The organism is Kitasatospora sp. NPDC048298 (assembly GCF_043201465.1).
Lineage (GTDB): Bacteria > Actinomycetota > Actinomycetes > Streptomycetales > Streptomycetaceae > Kitasatospora.
Genome location: NZ_JBICYZ010000011.1, coordinates 176,522 through 183,311, shown reverse-complemented (window position 1 = coordinate 183,311; position 6,790 = coordinate 176,522). Strand labels below are relative to the sequence as shown.

Annotated in this window: 6 protein-coding genes; 3 read left to right on the top strand and 3 right to left on the bottom strand. The window is 70.8% G+C overall.

Annotated features, from left to right (window positions below):
• Positions 1 to 276: 276 nt before the first annotated feature.
• From ACGF0D_RS12355 to ACGF0D_RS12345, 3 genes are read right to left on the bottom strand one after another with little or no spacing between them, the layout of a single operon-like run.
• Positions 277 to 1,353 (bottom strand): threonine aldolase family protein, encoded by a 1,077-nt coding sequence (locus ACGF0D_RS12355; protein WP_392875748.1) that lies wholly within the window; start codon positions 1,351 to 1,353, stop codon positions 277 to 279.
• Positions 1,350 to 2,108 (bottom strand): SDR family NAD(P)-dependent oxidoreductase, encoded by a 759-nt coding sequence (locus tag ACGF0D_RS12350; protein ID WP_392875745.1) that lies wholly within the window; start codon positions 2,106 to 2,108, stop codon positions 1,350 to 1,352. The genes ACGF0D_RS12355 and ACGF0D_RS12350 overlap by 4 nt, the downstream gene beginning before the upstream one ends.
• On the bottom strand, positions 2,105 to 3,505 hold the full coding sequence (locus ACGF0D_RS12345; RefSeq protein WP_392875742.1) for a DUF6421 family protein: 1,401 nt from the start codon (positions 3,503 to 3,505) through the stop codon (positions 2,105 to 2,107). The genes ACGF0D_RS12350 and ACGF0D_RS12345 overlap by 4 nt, the downstream gene beginning before the upstream one ends.
• 541 nt (positions 3,506 to 4,046) lie before the next feature.
• On the opposite strand from ACGF0D_RS12345, the gene ACGF0D_RS12340 reads away from it, so the two are divergent.
• From ACGF0D_RS12340 to ACGF0D_RS12330, 3 genes are all read left to right on the top strand, one after another.
• Entirely contained in the window at positions 4,047 to 4,934 is an 888-nt protein-coding gene (locus ACGF0D_RS12340) for an ABC transporter substrate-binding protein (protein ID WP_392915215.1), read from the top strand.
• Positions 4,935 to 5,065: 131 nt separating this feature from the next.
• Positions 5,066 to 5,887: an amino acid ABC transporter permease gene (locus ACGF0D_RS12335; protein WP_392915232.1), complete on the top strand. Its 822-nt coding sequence runs from the start codon at positions 5,066 to 5,068 to the stop codon at positions 5,885 to 5,887.
• Positions 5,884 to 6,642 (top strand): amino acid ABC transporter ATP-binding protein, encoded by a 759-nt coding sequence (locus ACGF0D_RS12330; RefSeq protein ID WP_392875737.1) that lies wholly within the window; start codon positions 5,884 to 5,886, stop codon positions 6,640 to 6,642. Before ACGF0D_RS12335 ends, ACGF0D_RS12330 begins: the two co-directional genes overlap by 4 nt.
• Positions 6,643 to 6,790: the final 148 nt, after the last annotated feature.

The following is a 6,790-nucleotide window of genomic DNA, read 5'->3' as shown; positions in this document are numbered from 1 at the left end:
CTGGCGTTGACTTTTGGCACGCTGTTGAGTTCTCAAGGAACGGACGCTTCCTTCGGACCGCCTTCCAGCGGACCCTCCGGGCTTCGTTCTTTCGTATTTCCAGCTTATCAGATGTTTTCCGCTCCGTTTTCCGGAGTTTCATTCATCGGATTCGCTTTCCGCTTTGTCGCCCCAGTCTCCCGCGGCGACTCCGGAACTGTACGGGGACCGGCCCGCCACATGCAAATCGTCCCGCCCCGCTGTCGCGGGACGGGACGATCCGTCGTTCGAGCGCCGTCAGGCGCGGCCCATCTCCTCGACGATGGCCGCCGCGAAGGCGTCGATGTCGGCCTCCGTGGTGTCGAAGGCGCACATCCAGCGGACCTCGCCGGTGTGCTCGTTCCAGAAGTAGAAGCGGTAGCGCTTCTGGAGTCGCTCGCTCACCTCACGCGGGAGGATCGCGTACACCGCGTTCGCCTGGACCGGGCGGACGACCTCGACGCCGTCGATCTTCCGGACCGCGGCCTCCAGGCGGCGGGCCATCGCGTTGGCGTGGCCGGCGTTGCGGAGGTAGAGGTCGCCGGAGAGCAGCGCCTCGAACTGGACGGAGACGAAGCGCATCTTCGAGGCGAGCTGCATCGAGGTCTTGCGCAGGTACTTGATGTTGCGCACCCGCTCCGGGTTGAGCACCACCACGACCTCGCCGAACAGCAGACCGTTCTTCGTCCCGCCGAAGGAGAGCACGTCGACGCCCACGTCCGTGGTGAAGGCGCGCAGCGGCAGGTCGAGCGAGGCGGCGGCGTTGGCCAGGCGGGAGCCGTCCACGTGGACGAGCATGCCCAGCTGGTGGGCGTGCTCGGTGATCGCGCGGATCTCGTCGGCGGTGTAGAGGGTGCCGAGCTCGGTGCTCTGGGTGATGGAGACCGCGAGCGGCTGCGCGCGGTGCTCGTCGCCGAAGCCCCAGGCCTGCTGGTCGAGCAGCTCGGGGGTGAGCTTGCCGTCCGGGGTGGGGACGGTGAGCAGCTTGATGCCGCCCATCTTCTCCGGTGCGCCACCCTCGTCCACGTGGATGTGGGCGGTCTCGGCGCAGACCACCGCGCCCCAGCGCGGGAGCAGCGACTGGAGGGCGACCACGTTGGCACCGGTGCCGTTGAAGACGGGGTAGGCCTCGGCCTTCTCGCCGAAGTGGCGGCGGAAGACCTCCTGGAGGTGCTCCGTGTAGTCGTCCTCGCCGTAGGCGACCTGGTGGCCGCCGTTGGCGAGGGCGATCGCGGCGAGGATCTCCGGGTGCACGCCGGCGTAGTTGTCGCTGGCGAAGCCCCGGACGGCGGGGTCGTGCCGCCGTACCGCGTCCGTACGGGTGGGGTCGGTCATCGTGGGGTCAACCACAGGTGCTGTCCGTTCAGTTCTGCTGCGGGGCGGTCCCAGAGGCCCGCGAGGTGTCCGGCGAGGTCGGCGGTGTCGGTGAAGCCGGCGAACTTCGCCTCCGGCTTCTCGGCCCGCATCTCGGGGCTGACCAGCGCCTTGATGACCAGGATCGCAGCCGCCGCGGTGGGCTCGCCGTCGGGGGCGGTGGTCTCCTTCTTGAAGGAGTCGGCCATGGCGAGGGTCCACGCCTCGGTGGCGGCCTTGGCGGCCGCGTAGGCGGCGCCGCCGGCGGTGGGCTTGTGCGCGGCCGAGGCGGAGATCATGGCGTAGCGGCCGGCGGTGCTGCGGACCAGAGCGGGCTGGAAGGCCAGCGAGGTGTGCTGGAGGGTGCGCACGACGGTGTCGTGCAGGAAGTCCCAGTCGTCCAGCCGGCTGTCGAAGAAGGTCTTGCTGCCGCGCCAGCCGCCGACCAGGTGGAACAGGCCGTCGACGTGGCCGTGCTCGGACTCGAGGTGGTCGGCCCAGTCGTGGACCTCCTGCGGGTCGAGCAGGTCGATCACCTGGCCGCTGACCTTGGCTCCGGGGACGGCCACCCGGGTGGCGTCCAGGGCGGACTCCAGCCGCTGGGGGTCGATGTCGGCGCCGATCACGGTGGCGCCGTCGGCGGTGAGGCGGCGCAGCACGGCGCGGCCGGCCGGGCCGCTGGCTCCGGCGACGGCGATGACCTTGCCGGCCAGCGGGGCGTTGGTGGAGGTGGTCACGCGGCGGCTCCCTGGATCCCGGCGCCGGTGATGCCGGCGGTGGCGGCGATGACGCCGCTCAGCTTCTTGTTGAGGGCCTCGTAGAACATGCTCAGCGGGAACTCGTCCGGGAGCACGGCGTCGCACAGGGCCTTGTTGAGGGCCTTGCCCTCGGTGATGTCGAGCGGCAGGGCCTCGGTGCCCTTCGCCCAGGTGGAGGCCGGGTGCGGGGTGAGGTAGCGGGAGACCAGCTCGTAGGCGGCGATCCAGTGGGCCGACTTGGGCCGGTCGATGCCGTCGCGGTAGAGGGTCTCGATCTCGGCGCAGAGCGCGTTGGTGACCTGCTGGGCGCGCTCCCAGTCGATGCTGAGGCGGTTGTCGCGCCAGCGCAGCGCGTCGTGCTTGTGCAGGTAGGCGAAGAGCAGCTGGCCGCCCATGCCGTCGTAGTTGCGCACCCGGTCACCGGAGACCGGGAAGCGGAACAGGCGGTCGAAGAGGACCGCGTACTGGACGTCGCGGGCGTGCGGGTTGCCCTCGGCCTCCAGCTGCACCGCCTCCTTGAAGGTGGTGAGGTCGCAGCGGAGCTCCTCCAGGCCGTACATCCAGAACGGGCTGCGCTGCTTGATCATGAAGGGGTCGAACGGCAGGTCGCCGTGGCTGTGGGTGCGGTCGTGGATGAGGTCCCACAGGACGAAGGTCTCCTGCGCGCGCTGCTGGTCCTCGAGCAGGCCCTCGGCGTCGGCCGGGATCTCCAGGCCGAGCTGCTGGACGGCGCTGGTGGAGACGGCGCGGAAGCGGGCCGCCTCGCGGTCGCAGAAGATGCCGCCCCAGGTGAAACGTTCCGGCGCCTTGCGCACGGCGACCGTCTCGGGGAAGAGCACCGCGGAGTTGGTGTCGTAGCCGGCGGTGAAGTCCGTGAAGGTGATCGGTACGAACATCGGGTTGTCGAAGCGGGTTCGCTCCAGCTCGGCCAGCCAGTCGGGCCACACGACGCTCAGCAGGACGGCTTCCAGGTTGCGGTCCGGGTTGCCGTTCTGGGTGTACATCGGGAAGACGACCAGGTGCTCGAGCCCGTCCTCGCGCTGGTCCGCGGGGTGGAAGGCGAGCAGCGAGTCCAGGAAGTCGGGCTCGCGGTAGCCGGTGTCGGCCCACTTGGCGAGGTCCGCGTCGACGGCGGCGAGGTAGGCGGCGTCGTGCGGGAAGTTCGGGGCGAGCTCCTCGACGGCGGCGCGGACGGTGGCGACCAGCGGGTCGACCGTGTGCCGCTGGACGGCGGACAGGTCGATCGAGCCGTCCTTCGACTGGAGCGGGCGCAGCGTCTCGACGGCCTCCTTCAGGCGCAGCCAGGCCGGGTGGCCGGCGAGGGTCGAGACCGGGGCGTCGGCCGCCACAGCGAGCCTTGGCGAAAGATTCTGCATCGTGGACTCACTTCGACAGGAGTTATTTCAACGAGCACACCATAAGTACGAAAGGTTCTCCTGTTCAAGGGGGTCAGGACCGACAAAACTCCCGTGCACTGCCGCTCCGGCGTCGAAACCTTCGGCGGGAAGCGGGTTGTCCGGCATGTGGACTGAGATCTGGATGTTCTGGACAGATGTGCCGTTGTGATGCGAACCTCCCCGCATGCTCCCGGCGGTGATCACGGTGGCCGAACGCCACGACGGCCCCTTCCGGGCGCCCTCCCGTCGGCACGTCCGCGGCCGGCACGTCTGCCGTCGCCGTCGCTCGCGCGGCCCGCGCTGCCGCTGTCGCCGCTGCTGTTGACCGGTTTGCCGCCGACCCGGCTGCCGCCGGTCCGGCTCGGGGGGCGCCGCGGACGCGCGCCCGTACGCCGACCATGCCGCGTGTGTTCCGGCGCCGCCACCGGGGGGAAGTGACCCGCCGGGATGCGGGCCGCCCGTCGCGCCCTCCCGTGCCCTCCTCGTTCCCGTTCCGCCGGTCCTTCCCTGGAGCCCCGTCATGACCCTCCGCAAGCCGTCCGCCGTACTGCCCATCGCCGCGCTGGTTGCCGCCGCGGCCGTGCTGACCGCCTGCGCGCCGCAGGACTCGACGTCCGACGCCGCCTCCGGCGCCTCGGGCGCGGCCGGTTCCGCGACGGGCTGCGCGCCGGGGGCGCTGGCGACGCGCACCACCGGGACGCTGACCGTCGGCACCGACAAGCCCGCGTACGACCCGTGGTTCTCCGAGGACAAGCCGGAGAACGGCAAGGGCTTCGAGTCCGCCGTGGCCTACGCGGTCGCCGAGAAGCTCGGCTACCCGAAGGAGAAGGTCAGCTGGGTGGTCGCGCCGTTCAACAAGGCGACCGCTCCGGGCGCCAAGGACTTCGACTTCGACATCAACCAGGTGTCCGTCAGCGACGAGCGCAAGCAGGCGGTGGACTTCTCCTCCGGCTACTACGACGTGCGCCAGACCGTCATCGCGCTGAAGAACTCCAAGGCGGCGGGCGCGAAGAGCATCGCCGACCTCAAGGGCACCAAGCTGGGCGCGCAGGTCGGCACCACGAGCCTGGACACCATCACCGACACCATCAAGCCGAGCATCCAGCCGGCCGTCTTCGACTCCAACGACCTGGCCAAGGCCGCGCTCAAGAACGGCCAGATCGAGGCCCTCGTGGTGGACCTGCCGACGGCCTTCTACATCACCGGCGCCGAGGTGCCCGAGGCCCAGGTGGTCGGCCAGTTCGAGGCGGCCGCGAAGGCCGAGCAGTTCGGCCTGGTGCTGGACAAGGGCTCCAAGCTGACCGGCTGCGTCTCGCAGGCGGTGGACGCGCTGCGCGCCGACGGCACGCTGGCGAAGCTGGAGAAGCAGTGGCTCTCCGACGCCGTCTCGGCACCGGTGCTGAAGTGAGCGCTGATCTGGGCCCCGGAGTGAGTGGGGAGTCCTCGGGCGGCGCGGGTTCGGTTGAGCTCGCCAAGGCGCCGGAGGGGCGGGCCGGGGCGCCGGCCGTCGAGGACGGCTACCGCCCGTCCGAGCGCCGGCTGGCGCACGAGGCGTACCGGCGTTCCCGGGCCCGCCGCTCGGCGCTGATCGCCACCGCGTCGACCCTGGCGACGGCCGTGGTGCTGTACCTGCTGGTCGTCAACTCCCCCGGCTGGGAGGTGACTCGGCGGACCTTCTTCAACCTCGACTACGCCCGCCAGGCGCTGCCCGAGGTGTTGCGGGGGCTGCGACTGAACCTGGAGCTGATGCTCGGCTGCGGGGCGCTGATCCTGCTGTTCGGGCTGCTGCTGGCGGTGCTGCGGACACTGCGCGGGCCGGTCTTCCTGCCGGTGCGGCTGCTGGCCACCGCGTACGTGGACTTCTTCCTCGGGCTGCCGATGATCATCTGCCTGCTGGTGATGATCACCGGGGTGCCGGCGCTGCGGCTGACCGGCGTGACCACCGATCCGCTGCTGCTGGGCGGTGCGGCGCTGGTGCTGACGTACTCGGCGTACGTGTCGGAGGTGTTCCGCTCCGGCATCGAGTCGGTGCACCCCAGCCAGCGGGCCGCGGCCCGGTCGCTGGGGCTGACCAACGCGCAGGCGATGCGGTACGTGGTGCTGCCGCAGGCCGTCCGGCGCGTGGTGCCGCCGCTGCTCAACAACCTGGTGAGCCTCCAGAAGGACACCGGGCTGGTCTCGATCGGCGGCGCGATCGACGCGGTGTACGCGGCGAAGATCATCGCGGCCCGGTCGTTCAACTTCACGCCGTACCTGGTGGCGGGGCTGGTGTTCATCATCTTGACCATTCCGCTGACCCGGTTCGCCGACTGGCTGACCGCCCGGATGAACCGCCGCCAGACGCAGGGAGGTGCGGTGTGACGTCGAGCGAGGTGCTCCGGCTGGAGTCGGTGCGCAAGACCTTCGGCGAACAGGTGGTGCTGCGCGACGTGGACATCACCGTGGCCGAGCACTCGGTGACGGCGCTGATCGGGGCCTCCGGCTCCGGCAAGTCCACGCTGATGCGCTGCGTCAACCTGCTGGAGGGGATCGACGACGGGGCGATCTTCCTGGACGGCGAGGAGATCACCGATCCGCGCGCGGACGAGGACGCCGTGCGGCGCCGGATCGGCGTGGTGTTCCAGTCGTACAACCTGTTCCCCCATCTGACGGTGCTGGAGAACATCACGCTCGCGCCGCGCCGGGTGCACCGGGTCGCCCGGGCCGAGGCGCAGACGCGGGCGCTGGAGCTGCTCGACCGGCTCGGGCTGGCGGCCAAGGCCAAGGAGTACCCGGACCGGCTCTCGGGCGGGCAGCAGCAGCGCGTCGCCATCGTGCGCGCGCTGGCCACCGGGCCACGGCTGCTGCTCCTGGACGAGATCACCGCGGCGCTCGACCCGGTGCTGGTCGGCGAGGTGCTGTCGGTGGTGCGGGACCTCAAGGAGCAGGGGATGACGATGGTCCTCTCCACCCACGAGATGGGGTTCGCCCGCGAGGTCGCCGACCAGGTCTGTTTCCTGGACGGCGGGGTGGTGCTCGAACAGGGGCCGCCGGAGCAGGTGTTCGGCGATCCGCAGGAGGAGCGGACCCGGCGGTTCCTCAGCCGGGTGGTCGCCTCGGGGCGGCTCCAGGGCTGAGCGCCCCTCGCGCCGGAGGCGGCCCTGGGGTGCGGCCGGGTGTGCGACAGGTGTGCGGCCGGGGCTTTCGCAACGGTGGGCACCACCGTGCGCCCCCGTACGCGCTCTGGTCGCGCGCTGCCGGGTGCGGTGATCGTGGACCGGACGT